18 protein-coding genes are annotated in these 20,183 nt (G+C 47.8%); 14 read left to right on the forward strand and 4 right to left on the reverse strand.

What is annotated here, in order from left to right; genetic code table 11:
* The 8 genes from ACR0QT_RS05610 to ACR0QT_RS05645 all read left to right on the forward strand — a co-directional run bounded on the left by ACR0QT_RS05610 (window position 1) and on the right by ACR0QT_RS05645 (window position 7,504).
* On the forward strand, window positions 1-1,311 hold the full coding sequence (locus ACR0QT_RS05610; protein ID WP_432629870.1) for a lipopolysaccharide biosynthesis protein: 1,311 nt from the start codon (window positions 1-3) through the stop codon (window positions 1,309-1,311).
* Complete coding sequence (locus ACR0QT_RS05615) at window positions 1,308-2,255, forward strand: glycosyltransferase family 2 protein (protein WP_432629871.1); 948 nt, start codon at window positions 1,308-1,310, stop codon at window positions 2,253-2,255. The genes ACR0QT_RS05610 and ACR0QT_RS05615 overlap by 4 nt, the downstream gene beginning before the upstream one ends.
* Window positions 2,252-2,617: a DUF2304 domain-containing protein gene (locus tag ACR0QT_RS05620; RefSeq protein ID WP_308451215.1), complete on the forward strand. Its 366-nt coding sequence runs from the start codon at window positions 2,252-2,254 to the stop codon at window positions 2,615-2,617. Before ACR0QT_RS05615 ends, ACR0QT_RS05620 begins: the two co-directional genes overlap by 4 nt.
* Complete coding sequence (locus tag ACR0QT_RS05625; protein WP_432629872.1) at window positions 2,601-4,358, forward strand: DUF2142 domain-containing protein; 1,758 nt, start codon at window positions 2,601-2,603, stop codon at window positions 4,356-4,358. The genes ACR0QT_RS05620 and ACR0QT_RS05625 overlap by 17 nt, the downstream gene beginning before the upstream one ends.
* Window positions 4,359-4,803: 445 nt before the next feature.
* Window positions 4,804-5,358 carry a dTDP-4-dehydrorhamnose 3,5-epimerase gene (gene rfbC / locus ACR0QT_RS05630; RefSeq protein ID WP_432627749.1) on the forward strand — a complete coding sequence of 185 codons (555 nt, stop codon included), beginning with the start codon at window positions 4,804-4,806 and terminating at the stop codon, window positions 5,356-5,358.
* A gap of 17 nt (window positions 5,359-5,375) precedes the next feature.
* Entirely contained in the window at window positions 5,376-6,188 is an 813-nt protein-coding gene (locus ACR0QT_RS05635) for an ABC transporter permease (protein WP_177978071.1), read from the forward strand.
* A 60-nt stretch (window positions 6,189-6,248) separates the two neighbouring features.
* Entirely contained in the window at window positions 6,249-6,770 is a 522-nt protein-coding gene (locus ACR0QT_RS05640) for a peptidylprolyl isomerase (protein ID WP_432629873.1), read from the forward strand.
* Complete coding sequence (locus ACR0QT_RS05645) at window positions 6,770-7,504, forward strand: GNAT family N-acetyltransferase (protein WP_432629874.1); 735 nt, start codon at window positions 6,770-6,772, stop codon at window positions 7,502-7,504. The genes ACR0QT_RS05640 and ACR0QT_RS05645 overlap by 1 nt, the downstream gene beginning before the upstream one ends.
* A 389-nt stretch (window positions 7,505-7,893) precedes the next feature.
* Here ACR0QT_RS05645 and ACR0QT_RS05650 read toward each other — a convergent pair whose 3' ends face one another.
* From ACR0QT_RS05650 to ACR0QT_RS05660, 3 genes are all read right to left on the reverse strand, one after another.
* Window positions 7,894-8,634, reverse strand: coding sequence for a hypothetical protein (locus tag ACR0QT_RS05650; protein ID WP_432629875.1), 741 nt, complete (start codon window positions 8,632-8,634; stop codon window positions 7,894-7,896).
* A 167-nt stretch (window positions 8,635-8,801) separates the two neighbouring features.
* On the reverse strand, window positions 8,802-9,464 hold the full coding sequence (locus ACR0QT_RS05655) for a YesL family protein (protein ID WP_432629876.1): 663 nt from the start codon (window positions 9,462-9,464) through the stop codon (window positions 8,802-8,804).
* A gap of 353 nt (window positions 9,465-9,817) precedes the next feature.
* The gene (locus tag ACR0QT_RS05660; RefSeq protein ID WP_432629877.1) at window positions 9,818-10,771 is read right to left on the reverse strand and encodes a LysR family transcriptional regulator; all 954 of its coding nucleotides are present in this window, start codon (window positions 10,769-10,771) and stop codon (window positions 9,818-9,820) included.
* Window positions 10,772-11,105: 334 nt separating this feature from the next.
* On the opposite strand from ACR0QT_RS05660, the gene ACR0QT_RS05665 reads away from it, so the two are divergent.
* The 6 genes from ACR0QT_RS05665 to ACR0QT_RS05690 all read left to right on the forward strand — a co-directional run bounded on the left by ACR0QT_RS05665 (window position 11,106) and on the right by ACR0QT_RS05690 (window position 19,189).
* A complete protein-coding gene (locus ACR0QT_RS05665) occupies window positions 11,106-12,047 on the forward strand; it encodes an ABC transporter permease (protein WP_432629878.1) in 942 nt (313 codons plus the stop codon).
* A gap of 13 nt (window positions 12,048-12,060) precedes the next feature.
* Entirely contained in the window at window positions 12,061-12,915 is an 855-nt protein-coding gene (locus ACR0QT_RS05670; RefSeq protein WP_432629879.1) for an ABC transporter permease, read from the forward strand.
* 1 nt (window position 12,916) lies between these two features.
* Window positions 12,917-14,947 (forward strand): ABC transporter ATP-binding protein, encoded by a 2,031-nt coding sequence (locus ACR0QT_RS05675; RefSeq protein ID WP_432629880.1) that lies wholly within the window; start codon window positions 12,917-12,919, stop codon window positions 14,945-14,947.
* 134 nt (window positions 14,948-15,081) lie between these two features.
* The gene (locus ACR0QT_RS05680) at window positions 15,082-16,707 is read left to right on the forward strand and encodes an ABC transporter substrate-binding protein (RefSeq protein ID WP_432629881.1); all 1,626 of its coding nucleotides are present in this window, start codon (window positions 15,082-15,084) and stop codon (window positions 16,705-16,707) included.
* A gap of 201 nt (window positions 16,708-16,908) precedes the next feature.
* Window positions 16,909-17,895: a mannonate dehydratase gene (locus ACR0QT_RS05685; RefSeq protein WP_432629882.1), complete on the forward strand. Its 987-nt coding sequence runs from the start codon at window positions 16,909-16,911 to the stop codon at window positions 17,893-17,895.
* 1 nt (window position 17,896) lies between these two features.
* A complete protein-coding gene (locus tag ACR0QT_RS05690) occupies window positions 17,897-19,189 on the forward strand; it encodes a glycoside hydrolase family 28 protein (RefSeq protein ID WP_432629883.1) in 1,293 nt (430 codons plus the stop codon).
* 171 nt (window positions 19,190-19,360) lie between these two features.
* On the opposite strand, the gene ACR0QT_RS05695 is transcribed toward ACR0QT_RS05690, so the two are convergent.
* Window positions 19,361-20,035: a GntR family transcriptional regulator gene (locus tag ACR0QT_RS05695; protein ID WP_432629884.1), complete on the reverse strand. Its 675-nt coding sequence runs from the start codon at window positions 20,033-20,035 to the stop codon at window positions 19,361-19,363.
* Between the last annotated feature and the right edge of the window lie 148 nt (window positions 20,036-20,183).

Consider the following 20,183-nt stretch of genomic DNA (forward strand, 5'->3'; position numbering starts at 1 on the left):
ATGATGAACTATATCACAGATCTTCTGATTCACACCGGAAAAGACCGGCAGAAGATGAATCTTTACTGGAACATGCTCGGAAGTTTCTGCTATGCATTTGCCAGCATGGTTCTGGCGTTTCTCGTCATGCGTGTGGCGGGAAGCCAGAAGGGCGGGATCTTTGCATTTGGATACAGCACAGTGGGACAGCAGATGTTTCTTCTGGCATATTTCGGAGTCCGCTCATTTCAGATTACGGACACGAGACAGGAGTATCTCTTCGGAGATTATCTCCATTTCCGCTATCTGACATGCGGAGTCGCGCTCCTGTTTGGGTGTGCGTATGTCCTGTTTAATCGGTACGATTTAGAGAAGACAATGGTAATTTTTCTCCTGATCGGATACAAGGTGATCGATGGATTTGCAGATGTGTACGAGACGGAGTTTCAGAGAATTGGTAGACTGTATCTGACCGGAAAGTCAAATACGTTCCGCACGATTCTGAGTGTTGGCGTCTTCTTTGCTGTCTTGGTTTTGACGCCAGGAAAAAATCTTCTGCTCGCATGCATGATGGCACTTCTGGCCCAGCTTGTCGGGCTGTATGTGTTTGATATTGCAGTGCTTGGGCGTTATCGCATCGATTATCGCTGGTCGAAACGGCGGATCAAAAAGCTGTTTTTTGCGACGGTGCTTTTGAGCATTTCCGTTTTTCTTGATTTTTATGTATTTTCATCTGCAAAATATGCGATTGATGCACACATGGATGACACGGCTTCTGGATTTTTCAATATCGTCTTTATGCCGACCTCGGTGATTAATCTCGCAGCGGGATTTGTGATTCGACCGTTCTTAAATGGACTGACGGATGACTGGAATGAGAAAAATTTTGATTCCTTTGTCTCGAGACTGCGGATGTTGACCGGAATCATCAGTGGACTTGCCCTGCTTGCGACCGTTGCAACGGCGATTCTTGGAAGAACGGTCCTCTGGATCATGGAGATGCTTCTTGGAAGTTCGTATGAGGGAATGTTGACGAAATACAGCCTTGCCTTTTTGATGATTGTGGCGGGCGGAGGCTTCTATGCACTCTTAAATCTCTGCTATTATGTACTTGTGATTATGAGACGGCAGAAAGAGATTTTTGGGGTCTATATGGTGATGACCGGAGCAGGGATGATTCTTGCACCGGCGATGGTAAAGCGAAATGGAATCAACGGAGGTGCGCGCGCCTATCTGATCTTGATGGTAATGATGGCATGTGGATTTGCAGTGTGTGCCTGGTATGGACTGCGGTGCGGGAAACGCATGGCGCAGGAGGAGGATGAAGAATGACGGTAGATGTGCTGATTCCGGCGTATCGGCCGGACCGGCGGTTTGCGAGGCTTTTGCAGATGCTCTCCAAGCAGACAGTGAAGCCACGCCGGATCATTGTAGTGAACACAGAGGAATCCTATTGGAATGAGGAAGGATACAAGGGAATTCGTGGTCTGGAAGTCCATCATGTGACGAAGGCGGAGTTCGATCACGGCGGAACGAGAAATCTGGCGGCATGGTATTCTGAGGCGGAGATCATGATCTTTATGACGCAGGATGCGGTTCCGCAGGATGAATGTCTGATTGAGGAGCTTTTGAAGGCGTTTGACCAGACCGGACCGCAGGGCGAGATCGTTGCTCAGGCATATGCGAGACAGCTCCCGGCAAAGGATTGTCATCTGATTGAGCGTCTGACGAGAGATTTCAATTATCCGGATCAGCCGATGATCAAGACAAAGGCGGATTTGGAGAGACTTGGGATCAAGACCTATTTTGCATCGAATGTCTGCTGTGCATACCGAAAAGATATTTTCGAGGCGCGGGAGGGATTTATCACAAGCACGATCTTCAATGAGGATATGATCTATGCGGGAGGCATCATTCAGGATGGATATGCGATCGCCTATGTGCCGTCGGCAAAGGTGATTCACTCTCACAACTTGAGTCCCTTAGAGCAGTTTCATCGAAATTTTGACATGGCGGTGTCGCAGGCGGATCACCCGGAGGTGTTTGAGGGTCTGCCGTCAGAGGGAGAGGGAATTCGCCTCGTGAAGCAGACGGCGGTAAAACTCTTGAAAAAAGGACGTTTCTGGTTGATTCCGTCGCTCGTCGTCTCAAGTGGATGCAAGTATCTCGGATACCGGATGGGAAAAAAGTACCGCAGTCTTCCGAGAAAAGTGATCTTGTGGTGTAGCATGAGCCCGACATATTGGGAGCGCAGGTGGAAGGAGAGACAGGCATGATGACAACAACTTTGAGAGTGTTGCTGATTTTGGCATCGCTCGGTACGTTTGCACTGATGATGCACAAGATTCGTCGTTCCAAGGTTCAGATTGAGAGCTCGATTTTCTGGATTGTGCTTGCGCTCGTCCTTGTTGTATACAGTGTATTTCCACCGGTTGCAGATTTCTGTGCGCGTCTTCTCGGAATTTATGCGACGACGAACTTTCTGTTTGTATTGGCGATCTTTGTGCTGATTGTAAAGGTTTTCTATATGACAATTCATATCTCCCAGCTTGAGACGAGAGTCAAGGAACTGGTGCAACAGATGGCACTGGAGGAGAAATTTCATGAGGAAGAGAAACTGCATGAAGAAGAGCACTGAGAAAAACAGAGAACAACAGAAGGAACAACAGAAGGAACAACAGAAGGAAAAACAGAAAGAAAAGTGGGTTGGTAAAATTAATTGGAAGGGAATTCTTGTCGGAACCGTGTTTGTGGCGCTGTTTGCCGGGTATCATCTTCAGGATGTGCGCGCAGGTGCGATCGCGACGGGGGATCACTGGTTGATTTTCTGGTATCTTGTGCTTGCTCTTGTGGCAGTTGCGGGGATTTTTGCGCTGGGGTATGGTTTCCTTGGAAAGAGACGAGATTCCTCTTCGCCGATTGCTCTTGAGCGGGTTTACCCGGTTGCAGGTCTTTTGCTGGGACTTCTCTCGCTCTTTATTTTGCCTCCGCTTTCAGCGCCGGATGAGATCAGCCACTATGTGAGTGCGTATCAGCTCTCAAGTCATCTGATCGGGGAGCAGGCGACAGACCGCTATGGTCGTGTTCTCCTTCGACCTCAGGATGTCTGGGTAGAAGATCTTGATGCGAGTCATGTGTATGAGATCGGAGAGGATGGAACTTGGAAGGCGGATGTCTCAGTGTCCGGGGAAAACCGTGTGATTGCTCAACCGCTTGAGGAGGAATCTTACCGTCAGATCCATGAAATCTTTGAGAGTGGAGTTTCGGAATATCTTTTGCACACGGAACTTGGGGAGACGGAGGCGGATTCTCTGTTTCCGCCGGTGACGACGACCCCACTTGCCTATCTTCCGCAGGCGATCGGAGTGGCAGTTGCGCGTCTGCTTGGACTTGGGACGCTTCCACTTTTGTATCTGGGGCGGATTTGCAATCTGATTTTCTTTGTTGTGATGACGACGCTTGCGATGAGAAGACTGCCGTTTGGAAAAGAGGTGCTGTTTGGAGTGGCGCTTCTTCCGATGACGATTCATCTCTCGGCGTCGTATTCCTATGATGTGATGATTATGAGCTGTTTCTTCCTGCTCACAGCGGTTTGCCTTGATCTTGCGTGTGCGCGGGAAAATGTGAGAAAGCGAGATATTGCGCTTCTGGCAGTTTTGATGGCAGTTGCAGGTCCGTGTAAAATGGTCTATGCGCCGATGATGGGACTTTGTCTGTTGATTCCGATTGTGAAGTTTGGAAACTGGAAGAAATGGATGATCTCGGCAGTTGTGGTCGGGTTGGCATTTGCGCTTGCGATGTTTCTTGTCAACCGCCAGATCATTGCTTCCTATGCGGTTGCGACGGAGACGGACAGCTTTGTGGAGTGGGCGTCAGAGCCGGGATATACGCTGACGTTGCTGATTCATCAGCCACAGAGACTTGTGCAGATTTTCTACCAGACGATCCTTTGGCAGGCACAGCAGTATCATTTGACGATGATTGGAGCGAGTCTCGGAAATCTTGATCCGGTGCTCGATGTGCCGTATGTTGTGGTGGTGACACTCTCGCTTTGTCTGCTGGGGCTTGCATTTAGAAAGCCCGGAGAAAGTTTGCATTTCTCGGGAGGACAGAGGATCTGGATCGGAGTTGTGTGTGCGGGATGCGCGGGGCTTGTGATGCTGTCGATGCTGATTGCGTGGACTCCGCTGAGTGCGAGAGTCATCAATGGAGTGCAGGGACGGTATTTCCTGCCATTCTTGCCGGTGCTTCTGCTTGCACTCAAAAATGATACCGTTGTTTTGACAAAGAATCCAAATCGTAGTATATTGTATCTGATGTGCTGTCTGGATGCATATGCGTTGATTCGCCTGTACAGTGTTGTGAGTATGAGGGTGTGAATTTGAAAATGCTTAGCGTATGGTTGCGTTGCCGATATGTTTTTGAATGATTTATATCGTTGAAAAAGTCATGTTAGAATGATTGGAACAGCTTTGTAAATATCATTGAAATGGCTCCGCCTTAAATATCATTGAAACGGCTCCGACAGCGGAGTAAGTCATGCAAACTCGCTCTCGCTCCGGGTTCGACGCAACGGTGCATAAGGCTGTAAAGGACACAGCCTAAGCACCGGCGTCTCACACGGGTTTGCATGTACTTCTCCGACTGCGTCGCCATTGCGAAGTAAATAGGCAAGCATAAAAAAATTTACAAATCAAAAAATGTAAAACGATTTTGATGGAACTTGCAAACGGAGCGAAACGCTATGTAAGACAGGAATGAAAAAGTAACAGGAAAGTAGAGCAAAAATGACCAAAATGGTCAGAAAAAGAAGAGGAAAACACAATGGGAAAAATTAAAGTGACGACCTGTGAGATTGAGGGACTTTGTGTCATTGAGCCGACTGTGTTCAAGGATGAGCGCGGTTATTTTATGGAGACTTACAATCAGAATGATTTCAAGGAAGCTGGACTGGATATGGTATTTGTTCAGGATAATCAGTCTATGTCTACGAGAGGTGTTCTGCGCGGTCTTCACTATCAGAAGCAGTTTCCGCAGGGAAAGCTTGTTCGCGTTGTTCGCGGAACGGTATTTGATGTTGCAGTTGACCTGCGTACCGGTTCTAAGACCTATGGAAAGTGGTTTGGCGTGGAGCTGAGCGCGGAGAACAAGAAGCAGTTCTATATTCCGGAGGGATTTGCACACGGATTTCTGGTACTCTCTGATGAGGCAGAGTTCGTTTACAAGTGCACCGATTTCTATCATCCGGGCGATGAGGGCGGAATGGCTTGGAACGATCCGGAGATTGGCATTGAATGGCCACTTCAGGATGGTGTGGAGCTGATCATTTCTGAGAAAGATCAGAAGTGGGGCGGTTTCAAAGAAACCTTTAAGTTTTAAGTGAGGGCCATATTTATATGATGTATGTGCTTTCTCTTTTAAAAGAAATTATCCGGAAGCGGAGACTGATCTGGGATCTGGCAAAGGCAGATTTTAGAAAGCGTTTTGTTGGTTCCTACTTTGGTGTGGTGTGGATGATTGTACAGCCGATTGTGACGGTCACGATCTATTTCTTCATCTTCCAGCTTGGATTTAAGAGCGCACCGCCGGTTCCGGGAGTGCCATATGTGCTCTGGCTTGTGCCGGGTATTGTGCCGTGGTTTTATTACAGTGAGGCACTCAACTGTGTGACGGGATGCCTTCAGGAGTACAGTTATCTGGTCAAGAAAGTGGTCTTTCAGGTAGAGATCCTTCCGGTGATCAAGCTGATTTCCTGTCTGCTGGTGCATGCATTCTTCGTGGCAATCATGTTTGTGATGTGCCTCTGTTATGGAAGAATGCCGGCGATCAGTTGGCTTCAGGTCATTTATTACAGTTTTTCCGCATCGATGCTGGCACTTGCAATCGGATATTTCACTTCAGCAGTCAACGTATTTTTCAAAGATATGGCTCAGATTGTGAGCATCTGTCTTCAGTTTGGCATGTGGCTGACTCCGATTATGTATGATGAGAGCATGTTTGCAACAGACTATCCGTGGATTGTCTCTGTGCTCAAAGTCAATCCGTTTTACTACATTGTTGCGGGTTACCGTGACAGTATGCTGACAGGCAGTTTTTTCTGGGAGCGTCCGCGCCTGACGATTTATTTTTGGGTGTTCACAATTGTGATTGGACTGATCGGACTGAAAGTCTTTAAACGCCTCAGACCGCATTTCTCAGATGTATTATAACTCCCGCCTTTATTTATATGAGGGGAGAATAAATAATTAACTATTCAGGAGGAAACAAACATGAATAAGAATCCAGAGATCACGATCACGATGGAAAATGGCGATCAGATCCGTGCAGAGCTGTATCCGGAGATCGCACCGAACACGGTAAAGAACTTTATCAGCCTGGTAAAGAAGGGCTTTTATGATGGACTGATTTTCCATCGCGTAATTGAGGGCTTTATGATTCAGGGTGGATGCCCGCAGGGAACTGGAATGGGTGGCCCGGGCTACTCCATCAAGGGTGAGTTCTCTCAGAACGGTTTCAAGAACGACTTAAAGCACACCGAGGGTGTTCTGTCTATGGCACGTTCCATGATGCCGAACTCTGCTGGTTCTCAGTTCTTCATCATGCACAAGTCCGCTCCGCATCTGGATGGCGCTTACGCAGCATTCGGAAAAGTTGTTGAGGGTATGGATGTTGTAAACAAGATCGCAGAGACCCGCACCGATTACAGCGATCGTCCGCTGAAAGAGCAGAAGATCAAGAGCATCACCGTAGATACTTTCGGTGTAGAGTACGACGAGCCGGAGAAGGCTTGATGACTCGTCAGCACGAATTGCTGATTGACGGAAGCTTATATGGGATTACCGTATCCGATGAGAGAGAGGCTCTCCTTACCGCGAAAGCGGTGGGGAGGGCCTTTGTCGCAGTCGGAGATGAGATGTTTTCGGGAATCGGCGTAGAATATGCAGTGGAATCATTTGAGGCAGTCGATGAAGAATACTTGGAGCGGGTGCTTCGTCGTCATCTTGGATTGCCTTGGCACATCATCGAGTCAGATCGCCTTCTGATTCGTGAACTGACACCAGAAGACTATAAGTCTGTCAGCAAAGAGGAAGGTGCCTTTTCCAATGAGGAACAATATCTCGCATACTTAAATAGCCAGTATCGCTTTTATGAGTATGGACTCTGGGGAATAGAACGTCGGGAAGATGGAAGTCTTGTCGGAACGGCTGGGGTCTGGAACTATGAGCCAAAACGCACAGGAAATAACCGTGTGAAAATCCGCGAACCGCAGAATGTGTGGAAATTGGATAAGAAAAATTTGGAAAATGAAATCGCGGAAGAAGATTTTGTTTTACAATTAGAACTAGGATATCGCACGTTCGCTCCATATCGCCGAAATGGATATGCAGAGGAGGCATGTAAATTAATTCTCTCTTATGTAGGCGAGTGGTATGGAGAGGAATATGAAATTTTTGCGGTGACAAAAGCATCAAATACGGCATCAGAGAGCCTTCTGAAAAAGTTGAAATTTATGAAAATTCAGTAAATACCTGTTTTTGAAAAAATAGAAATTTATTTTGTTTATTCTGGGATGAGAAAATTAGGTCTATAAAGTTTCTGAAAATGACTGAAATATATTGAGTTATATGGAATAGGATTTATATTTGTAGAGTTTCTAAAATTAGAGATGAAACAGGCTCCGCAGTCGGGCAAGTCAATGCAAACCCGTGTGAAGCGCCGGTGTTTAGGTCGCGTATTTTGCGACCTTATGCACCGCTGCGCTGAACCCGGAGTGAGAACGAGTTTGCATGACTTTGCCTGCTGTCGGAGCCGTATCATATAATGCCATGTCATATAAGGGAATGTGACAACAAAAATAGAGGATTATCCAGCCATCTGTTAAGTGTTTTTTGAAAATTTTCAGGATATCAACTATTACTGTGCAATCTCAAAAATATACCGCAGAAGTGACTCCGCCATATCTGTCCGCACACTGTTGCTGACAATTCCAAACAATGCCGGTGAGAGCTGGATATTAGAATCCTCTGCAAATGCCGTACCGGAGATGTCAACTGCGTATGCATGACGAGTTCCATCTGCATTTTCTGTATAATACAGGCGATCCTTTACGACACTAAAAATATCCTCCGGAAGTACAGTCTCGAGATCGAGATAACCATCCATCGAGGAGTAATGATCAAGAGTCTCCTCATCGCAGATCATCACATCGAGATCTTTTGCGGCGACGAGAGCGGAAATCTTTGCCATCGAAGCATAAATATACTCAGATGCATCATCTCCAAATGCGAGAAAAGTCGTTTCGGAGATAATTTCCTCTTTCTTTCCAAGTCCAGCCCAGGATGCAAAATCCTGCTCAAGTGGTTCTGCCTGGAATCCCTCTTCATCACGGCTGTTGATAATCATGCAGTGTAAAGCGGTGTGAAACGTGCTGTGATAAACCACGGTTCCGACGTTGACGGCGACAACAATCGCGAGAACGACGGCAACCATATGAAAGCGATAGTAGTTCCAGATATACCACAGTTTATCCCGGAAATTCATCGAGCGGAGTTTTTCACGCTCCGTCAGATGAGGCTCTTCCGGTTTTTTTATGTTTTGGTTTTCGGCAGGAATCTCGCCGGAAGCCTGTTTCATGGATTCTTCCGTAATTCGCATAGTGATTTTAAGTCCTTATACTATTCTTTGATTCTTTTGATTTTGTCTTCTTTTTCTTTGATTCGTTTCTTATTCGTTATTTCGTTATTCAGTTCAACGAATTCAATGTTTGGATTCTTGATCCATCAGATTTTACTCCTCAGATTTCAACCATCAACCATCGATCTTTACGCTTCCGAATCCGTCACATGTTCCTCTGTCTGCTTCGGCATGTATTTATCAAAAATTCCGACGAACATAAAGGAATTGATAAATGCAAACAGCGGAAATCCGAACAGGAACAAAAATGGCTGGATCATCGGCAGAACGAAAAACGCGAGTGCCGGGATCGCAAGGTCAATCACCAGAATTCCGATTGTCTGGAGAAAATGGCGGATTGACATGAAAAACGCATTGAACAGCGTCCGTCTTACCGGATTGTAAAAACGGCACTGAAGCGGGAAAACGAACAGTGCGATTCCACTCCAGATCAGACCGAATCCGGCAAAGATTGCGAGCATCACCATGCGCAGAGTCGGAGAAACATTCTGCACGCGGATGAAGAAATAGAGATCTCCGGCAATGATGATTCCGGTGATCAGAAGAACAATCCAGATCGCAGTTGCCTGCTTGAAGTTCTCGCGGAATGACTTGAAGAATGCCTTTACGGTCGAACCCTCCTCATCGCGGACAAGTTTCAAGGTCACATAGTAGACGGCTGTCGTGGAAGCTCCGATCGTGAAAATCGGGATACTGCACACCATCCACAGGATATTCAGAATCAGAATATCAAAAAATTTGCCGATAAACCGCCAGACGGGGTTATCGTAGTTAAAAAGTCCCGAAAGCATAATCTTGTTCCTCCATACATCTTGAGGTGCTCATCGCTCATAAAATTTTCCGGTATTCTGGCACTGTCAATGTAATTGAGATCCATTTCTCATCATCATAATAATAATCCATTTTCAGGGCAGACCCCGGGAGCACATATTAGCTTTCATTATACAGGAGTGAGAATAAAAATGCAATGTACACGCAGGGAAAGTTTGGTTTCCGTTCGGAAAATGCCTATTCATGTGTATTCATGTATACCCGTGTACCGTTCGTGTATAGTTCAGAAAATTCATTTAAAAAACAAATAAAAAAACAAATACAGATATATACACTGTCAATTTTCGGTATTATACTATATTTTGACATTTTTTTAGCCCTGCGTTCTGGGAACCAGATCTCCGACCTCCGGGTTTAAGTCGCTCCACTGCTCGGTGTATTCCTGTGCCATCTCAAACAGTCGCTGGAACGGCAGATCTTTCTCCATCTTCTTGCGATAAACCATGCAGTGAATGCGGTAGAGCGGTGGGTCGAGCAGGAAATATACAATATTCGGGTCGAGAACCATGTTGCTGACCGGAATAAAGCCGATTCCCATGCCGGAGGAGACTGACTTGACGATCGCGGAGGCATTGCTTGTATTCAGAATGACACTCGGCGTCATGTGCACGGCGCGGAAGACTCCGTCGGCGAGATAGCGGATGCAGGAGCCGGGATGCTGGAGAATAAACGGCGCATCGTGCAGTTCTTTCGCAAATGTCTCCAAGTCGAGCTGATGGATATAGTTGTAATTCGCATTCTTGCAGAGCGCTAATCGGCTCGGCACGGCGAGCGCAATCTTTTCGTTTCGGAGCGTGATCATCTGCCCCTTGTAGAGATCAGTCGATGGGACGGAGCCGAACGCGAGATCCAGCTCATTGTTGACGACTTTCGCCATTGTCGTGAAAGAATTGCCCTCGGACATTGCAATGTCGATGTTCGGGAATTCCTTGCGGTAGAGCGGGATCAGGTGGGTGACCATCGAGATCGCCTTTGTCGTGGAGGTACCGATCTTGAGAATACGGGTATTCTTAAATTCCTGCATTGCCTGATTCATCGTGTTCTCAAGCTCAACGATCTGCTCGGCGTACTTGCAGAACGTCTCCCCGGCGGGAGTCAGGGTGTAGCGTCCGTTCATCCGCTTGAACAGACTGATTCCGGTCGTAGTCTGATAGTTTCGGATAAACTGGCTTAACGTCGGCTGAGAGATGTACAAATCTTTTGCGGCCTGCGTGATATTTCCTGTTTTTGCGAGTGTGAGAATGTATTCCATATATCGGATATCCATATTCTGTAAGACCTCCTGATGCTAATGATGTGCGCACAGATTTAAGAGGTAAAAAATCTCTCAAATTGTGTGCACATGGATAAATGTGTGAAAATACTAGATTGATGGGGAAATTAATAATAATTATAGGCAACATCAATAATATATATAAAATACACGATATAGACCGGAAAATCAAGTGGAAAATATGGGTAAAATCGTAGAAAATATTGGATACATAGGCGTGGGCTATAAAAAATGTGCTAGAACTAATTGGTATTTGTTATCAAAAACAATTAAAATTGAATCATCAACAGGAGGGGAGGACGTGCAGAACTTGTTCTGACAGACAAAGATGAAGGGATATATAGCAAAAAGAACGGGACAGATGTTATTAGTTGTATTTCTTCTTTCTATTTTTATTTTCCTTCTGGTATCCATGATCCCGGGCGATCCGGTTTATGCGATGCTTGGAGAGGAAGTATCACAGGAAGAATATGATCGAGTATTCCATGAGTTGAAACTGGATCAGCCGGTGATTGTCCGGTATTTCAGCTGGCTTGCGGATGCGCTCCGCGGAGACCTTGGAGAATCCACCCAGTTCCACATGAAGACTTCGGAAGTGCTTGCATCGAGAATTCCGATCACACTGTTTTTTTCGATTGCAGCGTTTATCATCAGCGTTCCATTCGGAATTCTGTTTGGAGTTATCAGTGCAGTGAATCGTGGAAAGCCACTTGATACGGTTGTGACGCTGATCGCAAACGTGACGGCATGTCTTCCTCAATTCTGGTTTGCCCTGCTGATCATGTTCGTGTTCGCGATGAAGCTAGGGTGGTTGCCCTCATACGGATTTGACTGGCCGTGGGTGAATGCGACAGGATGGAAACAGATGATCATGCCACTGTTTTGTCTTTCTCTTGGAGGCATCGCTTCCACAACGAGACAGACGAGATCAAGTATGCTTGAGGTCATCCGTCAGGATTACATCCGAACCGCAAGAAGCAAAGGTATCGCAAACAACAAGGTTATTTATCTTCATGCTCTGAAAAATGCATTGATTCCGGTTATCACAATTCTCGGTATGAGACTTGGAAACCTGATTGCCGGATCGATGTTTGTAGAATCTGTTTTCAACATCCCGGGAATGGGATCTCTGATGGTAAAGGCAATCCAGTCGAGAGACATTCCGGTTGTTCAGGCTTGTGTACTGGCAATCGCATTGGTATCCTGTCTGGTAAATCTGGCAACGGATATCCTCTACGCAGTAGTCGATCCGCGAGTACGGTTTGAGTAAATGGGAGGGCAGAATGAAAGATACAAAGAACATCAAAAAATTTTTCAAAACGGTATTTGCAAGAAAGGTGACGATCATCAATGCGATCATTGTCCTGCTCTTCATCTTTCTCGCAATCTTCGCTCCGTTTGTCGCTCCGTATGATCCGGATAAGCCTGATTTTGCAGCATTTCTTCAGATGCCGAGCGCCGCTCATCTTCTCGGAACCGATAACTTCGGACGAGATGTGTTGAGCAGAATCATTTACGGAACGAGAGTCAGCCTGATCATCGGCGTGCTTGCAGTCGTTGTGGCATGTGCGATTGGCACGGTACTCGGAATGATCGCCGGTTACTTCGGTGGCTGGATCGATGATCTGATCACAAGATTGATGGAGGCGGTTCGAGCAGTTCCGCAGATCATTCTTGCAATGGCGCTGACCGCAGTATTTGGAAGCGGAATCAAGAACCTCGCAATCATCCTTGGAATCTCCTCGATGGCAGGATATGTCCGAATGATGAGAGGTCAGGTACTCACGATTAAACAGGCAGATTACATCATGGCAGGAAAACTTCAGGGAAACAAAGATTTCCGCCTGATGTTCCGGCACATTTTGCCGAACAGTATTTCCCCGATCATCGTTATGATGACCCAGCAGGTTGGTTCCACGATTCTTGCGGAGGCAGGTCTTAGCTTCCTCGGACTTGGAATCAGCGCACCGACGGCTTCCTGGGGAAGCATGGTCAGTGAGGGAAGAAACTTCTTGATGGACAATCCGGTCTTTGCACTTGTTCCGGGTGTCTGCGTTGCGGTTCTGGTTATTTCGTTGAATATGTTGGGTGACGGCGTTCGAGATGCTCTCGATCCCAGACTGAGAGGGGAAGCATAGGATGGCAGAAAAACATTTATACGAGATCAAAAATATTGAGACGAGCTTCCGCACCGACGGAAAAATGTTTAAGGCAGTCGAAGATGTCTCCGTCTACTTGAATCCCGGAGAGATCATCGGAATTGTAGGAGAATCCGGAAGCGGAAAATCCGTCACGATGATGAGTGCACTTCAGCTGATTCAGGAGCCGGGCAAGGTCACCGGAGGAGAGGTTTATCTCGACGGAAATGACAAAAACATGCTCAGCTATGGACCGAACAGTGCAGAAGTCAGAAAGATGCGCGGTGGAAGAGTCAGCATGATCTTCCAGGAGCCGATGACTTCATTAAACCCGGTTCTGACTGTCGGATTTCAGATTCAGGAAAATATCATCGAACATCTTCATTTGAGCAAAGAGGACGCAAAGAAACGTGCGATCGAGATGATGAAGATGGTCAACATCCCGGATGCAGAGGAGAGATTTACCTATTATCCGCAGCAGTTCTCCGGTGGTATGCGTCAGAGAATCATGATTGCGATGGCAATGTCCTCCGAGCCGTCTGTCCTTGTCGCAGATGAGGCGACGACCGCTCTCGATGTGACGACTCAGGCTCAGATCCTTGAGATGATCCGTGACATTGCAAAGAAGACGAACACGGCTGTCGTGATCGTTACCCATAACCTTGGAATTGTTGCAAGATTCGCAGAGAGAATCTATGTAATGTATGCAGGCGGAATCGTGGAGACGACGGACGCCGAGCGGTTGTTTGACAATCCGGAACACCCGTACACGAGAGCACTTCTTCGTGCGATCCCGAGACTGGACGATGACCGTGACAGAATCCTAATCCCGATCGACGGACTTCCGCCGAACCCGGCACTGCGTCCGGAGTACTGCCCGTTCTATGATCGGTGTGAGTACCACATGGACAAGTGCAAATCTCAGAAAAAACCAGTTCTCAAAGAACTCGAGAAAGATCATTTCTGTGCCTGCCATCTGACAGAGGCAGAGAAGGCACTCAAGAAGGCGGAGATCGATGCAAAGCCGGTGAAGAAGGCTGAGCGTGCCGTGATCGGCGATGAGATCTGCCTCGATGTAAAAGATGTGAAAAAGTATTTCCCGATCTACAAGGGAATGATGAGAAAGCATATCGGCGATGTGAAGGCAATCGAGGACATCAGCTTCCGCGTCAGAAAGGGCGAGACCCTCGGTATCGTAGGTGAGTCCGGATGTGGAAAGACAACCCTTGCGAGATGTATCATGAGAGTTTACCAGCCGGACAGCGGTGAGATCAATTTCAACGGAGTCGACATCGCAAAGTTCAACGACAAGCAGATGTATCCGTACCGCAAGCAGATGGCGATGATTTTCCAGGATCCGTTCTCCTCGCTTGACCCGAGACAGACCGCAGAGTCGATCGTCGGGGAATCTCTTCTGATTCACAAGCTCGTCAAGACGAGAGAAGAGTACGAGAAGAAAGTCGATGAACTGCTTCGGATGGTTGACCTTGACCCGTCGATGAAGAACCGTGTTCCTCACGAGTTCTCCGGTGGTCAGAGACAGAGAATCGGAATTGCGAGAGCACTTTCCTCGAATCCGGATCTGATCATCTGCGATGAGCCGATCTCGGCACTCGATGTCTCGATTCAGGCACAGATCATCAACCTGCTCGAGGAGCTTCAGGCGAAACTGGGACTGACTTACCTGTTTATCGCCCATGACCTCGCAGTTGTCAAACATATCAGTGATCGAATTCTCGTTATGTATCTCGGACGAATCGTGGAGATTGCAGAGTGTGAGGAACTTTACAGCAACACGCTTCATCCTTACACGAAGGTTCTGTTAGGGGCAGTTCCGGTTGCAGACCCGAAGGTCGAGAAGACGAGAGAGCGCGTGGAGATCCGCGGTGAGGTTCCGAGCCTGACAAACCGTCCGGCAGGATGCCCGTTCAGCGATCGATGCAACTGCGCGACTGACCGGTGCCGGAAGGAAATTCCGAAGCTGAAAGATATTGGAAATGGCCATGAGGTTGCATGTTTCCTGTATGAGTAAGTTGTGATTCATGACTGCGAGGCAAAGCTACTGAACAGTTACTTTTACTTTGATTCTTATAAAGGTCGGCAGGACGACCGATAATGATAAGAGCAAAATTAAGGGAAAAAGGAGAAAAAAGGAGGAGGCAATTTATGAAGTTCAAGAAAGTGTTATCGATGTTTTTGGCAGCATCCATGTGTGCAGGCGCACTCAGCGGATGTGGGGGATCTGCAAAAGACAGCGCGGAGACGACCGCACAGCAGAGTGCGTCTGGGGAGACGACTGCAAGTGCTGAGTCTACTGCAGAGAGCAAGCCGGCAGGCGCTCTGAAGGAAGGCGGAGACTTAAAGATTGCGATTCCGCAGTTCCAGAAGACGTTCTTCATGCCACAGTCGACTTCAACCGGTGACTGGTTCGCAGCACAGCCGGTTCTCGAACAGCTCGGCAGACAGCTTGAGGATGGTTCGTATGAGCCGTGGCTCGCAGAGAAATTTGAGACCGATGCAGACAACCTGACGTTCACGATCACGCTGAGAGACGGGGTGAAATTCAGCGATGGCAGTGACTGCAACGCAGAGGTTGTTGCATGGAACATTCAGCAGTATGTAGATAACGGAAAAGGATCTGAGGTCTGCAACCTGAAGAGCATTGAGGTAGTGGATGACAAGACTGTCAAGATCACGTTTGATGAGTGGTCAAACATCTGGGACAGCGCAATCGGCAGTGTCTTCATCGCTTCCAAGAAGGCTTATGATGACAACGGCGAAGAGTGGTGCAAGACTCATGCAGTCGGCACCGGTCCTTTCATCCTTGATGATTTCGTGACGGATAACAAGGTAACCTACCACAAGAATCCGGATTACCGTATCGCCGGCGAACCGCACATCGACACCCTCGAGATCGATATGATGTCGGATGTGAACACGATGATGTCCGCAATGCTGAATAAGGAAGTCGGTGTTGCGCTGAAGTTTGAGAGCGATTCAATCATCAAACAGCTCCAGAATGCAGGATTCACAGCAATTGGACGTAAGACCGCAAACGTTGCAGATATCAAGCACATCATCTGGAACAGTAAATCCGACAAGCATCCGATGGGAGATCTGAAAGTTCGTCAGGCAATCATGCATGCAATTCCGTGGGACGATGTAGCCGGTGCACTTTCCGGTGGTATCGGTGAGGCAACCCCGCTGTTTGCAGCACCGGACTCCTGGGCATACAAAGAGGGAACCGAGTTCTATGAGTACAACGTAGACCTCGCAAAATCGATGCTTGCAGAGGCTGGATATCCGGATGGATTTGACACGAAGATTTACTGCAAGTCTCAGGATAACGACACGGCTACCGCATTCCAGGCAATCCTGTCTTCCGTCAATGTCAATGCAGAGGTTGTAACGATGGACGCATCTGCTCTGGCTGAGATGCAGAAGGATGATGATATCGATGGATTCATTGCAAACCGTGGCGCAAGTAAGATGGACTTCACCGCAAACTATATCCGCCTGTACTCCACCGAGGGCATCAAGAACCATGGCATCATGCTTGATCCGCCGGAATTTGAGGACCCGCTGTTTGCAGCAAGATCCGCAAAGACTCAGGAGGAGAAGAAAGAGAAACTTCAGGAAGCAGCTGTTGCACTTGCACATGACTATGTGATGATCACACCTCTGGCTATCATTTACTATCAGTCGTTTGCAGATCCGGCACTTGCAGATAGCGGAATCTACGATGTAAGCCTTGAGCAGTGGACTCCGGAAGCAGTACACTGGACCGAATAAAAAAAGCAGAATAAGGCGACAGAACACAAAGACAGAACAGAGCGACAAAATAAGAGGACAGCTTAGTAGACAGCATAGAGAGACAGTATAGAAAGACAGCATAGAGAGACCGGTGGTTACTGTTTGCGCAACGCGTGGACAGTAACACCGGGCGACAGAAAGAAAAAAACGGGGAGAAATTAGAAAAAGGCGGGTAGGACTATGTTAGGAGAGAAGATCAAGATCCAGTCGAGAGTCAATTCCGACTACACCGACGAGCAACTGCTTTTAATCAAGCAGATGGGAATCAAGTATGTATATGTAATCTTTTCCGATGAGGACAGCAACTATGACAGCGTGATGCGCTTCATGGACAGACTGGACAAGTTTGGTCTGACCTGTACCGATGCGGGAAATGTGGGAATTTACAAGAACGCAGCAATTCATCTCGGACTTCCGGGAAGAGATGAGGCAATCGAGAAATTCAACCAGTTCAACATTGTTCTGGCAAAGGCAGGCATCCACATCGGATACATGACCTGGGAGCCGAACAAGGTGCTGACCTCAAAATGGGCAGTCGGTGAGCAGACGAGAGGAGCAGTCGCAAGAATTGTCGACACCGATCAGCTTGCACAACTGCCGTACACACATGGAAGACTTTACACGAAGGAGGAGATGTGGGACAACTTCAAATACTTCCTTGACCGGGTACTTCCGGTGTGTGAGGACATCGATTTGAAGCTCGCTCTTCATCCGAACGATCCGCCGGTAGACTGCCTGTGTGGAATTTCTAACCTGATTACTTCCGCAGAAGATTACAAGCATGCGTTTGAGCTTGCGGGAAACAGCCCGTATCTCGGCATGAAGATGTGTATCGGATGCTGGCTTGAGGGCGGAGAGCATTTCGGAAATGTTCTCGAGGACATCAAGTACTTTGTGGAGAACAAGAAAGTGCTCTGCGTACATTTCAGAAATGTTAGCAACACGGTACCGCGCTTTGAGGAGACCTTGCTTGAGGACGGCTACATGGATATGTACAAAGTCATGAAAGAGTTCGTCAAGGCAGATTACGACGGCGTGCTTCACGCTGACCACGTTCCGCTGTGGGGCGAGGGAGTCGGCACGGGTGGATCGACGACAGCATGGACATACAGCATGGGTTACATCAAGGCACTTTGGAAATGTGCAATGGCAGAGGTAAACAAGTAAGATGATCAATATTCTTGATTTCGGAGCCGTGGGCGACGGAGTCACGCTTGATACGCAGGCAGTCCAGCAGGCGCTGGACTCCTGCCGTGAGAGCGGTGGCGTTGTGCTTGTCCCGGGCGGAAGAACATACAAAATCGGAACGATTCAAATTTACTCCAACACCGAACTTCATATCGAGAGCGGGGCAGTGCTCAAACAGAGTGAGCGCATTGAGGATCTCAGAAGCATTGCGGTTGTGGAGAAATCAAACAATGAGACGGACATTCCCTCGTATATCAACTGTGAGTACAATGGCAAGCCGGCTCATTATTTTATTTATGCAACGGGTGAGAATATTCGGATCACCGGTCACGGAGCGATCGATGGAACCGAGGAGGTTTACTACGGAACCGAGACTCAGTACCACATTGAAGGCGCGTGGTATCCGAGAACTCCGCTTCTCTACATTGAGGATGTTCGCCATTTCACGATCACCGGGGTGACGCTTCAGAATTCCGCATTCTGGACGCTCCACATGGTCGGCTGTCAGGACGTTCTCGTCGATGGAATCCGGATTCTGAACAACTTGAAGATGGCAAACTGCGATGGAATCGACCCAGATCACTGCCAGAATGTGAGAATCCAGAACTGCTACATCGAATCGGCAGACGACTGCATCGTGCTCAAGACGACCGAGGCGGAGCAGAAATATGGGGCGACCGAAAATGTGATCATCAGCGGTTGTATCCTCGAGTCGACGAGTGCGGCAATCAAGTTCGGAACGGAGAGTGAGGGCGATTTCAGAAACATCCTGATCGACAACTGCATCATCCGAAAATCGAACCGTGGCGTGGCTCTCCAGCTTCGCGACAAGGGAAACATCGAGAATGTGCAGATCCGCAACCTGATGATCGAGACGAGAAACTTCATCGACCAGTACTGGGGCAATGCGGAGGGCATCTACATCACCGCAGAGGAGCGTCATGAGGGTCGCCCATTCGGAAAGATTCGCAATGTAAAGCTTGAGAACATTCAGATCACCGGCGAGAGCGGAGTCTTCGTGTACGGTTCAAAGCCGGGTCACGTTGAGGGAATCTCGATGAAGGACATCTCCGTGCATCTGCTCAAAAACAGCAAGTGGGAATGCGATGGCTACGACATCCGCCCGTGCGATGGCGAGGGACTTCTCGCAAGCAAGATTTACGGCGCGTACATCCGCGGAGCGAAAAATGTGACCGTCCAGAACCTGAATGCGGAGGCAGAGGATGGCTTCCCGTATGGAGGAGAGATCTTCTGGGATGAAGCGGAAGCGTAAGAAATTTTTTTAAAGTAGTAGAATTGTAGGATAGTCAGATTAAGATAATGAGATAATGAGATAAAAAAAGAACAGCGATGGATCGGGAAAAAATTTCTGATTCATCGCTGTTCTTTTGGTTTGCCTTGGTTTGTTGTATATCGATGCGTTTACGCGATCGCTAAATTTTATTTACTGCTGTTCTTTCAAGTTCTTGGAAACGGTGATCTCCTGATTGTCGATGTGCTCGCGGATTGCAGTCTTTGCCTCTGCGACGTGGCGACCGCGGATTGCCTTGAGGATGTTATCATGCTCGACAACAAGAATCTGGCGTTTGTCAGCGTCCTTGATGTACTCGAGGCGGTAGCGGTACATCTGCTCCCGTAAATTGTTCAGGATCTGAACGAGACGGTTATTTCCGGTTCCATTGTAAATGATGTCGTGGTAGTGCTCATCGGTCTCTGCCATGCTCATCGCATCGCCGGAGTTGATCGCGATGCGGAACGCATTCTGTGCTTCCTGAAGATCGCGGATATCCTCCTCGGTCATTCGCTGGCAGGCGAGTTCGATTGCAAGTTCCTCGAGGGAGCGACGAACCTCGAGAACATCGCGCAGACTCTTCTCAGAAATCTTTGCGACCTCAGCACCCTTTCTCGGAATCATGAGAACGAGACCCTCCAGCTCGAGTTTGCGGATTGCCTCGCGGATTGGGGTACGGCTCACGCCGAGGCGGTCAGCAAGCTGAATCTCCATCAGACGTTCACCCGGCTCTAATTCGCCTTTTAAGATTGCCTGGCGCAGGGTGTTGAAGACTACATCGCGAAGTGGCAGATATTCGTTCATATTGACTTTCAGTTCATGATTCATAATGCACTCTCCTAGTATAATAATGGTGTAGTCAATCAAGACTACTTGGTTAATAAGTTTCTATAAATCAGATAACAGAAGAAGGAATTCTACCTTCATCAGATGTTATCCGTAATAACTATCATGTCTGACGGTTCCTGATAGACAC

The organism is Brotaphodocola sp., assembly GCF_050873365.1.
GTDB lineage: Bacteria > Bacillota > Clostridia > Lachnospirales > Lachnospiraceae > Brotaphodocola.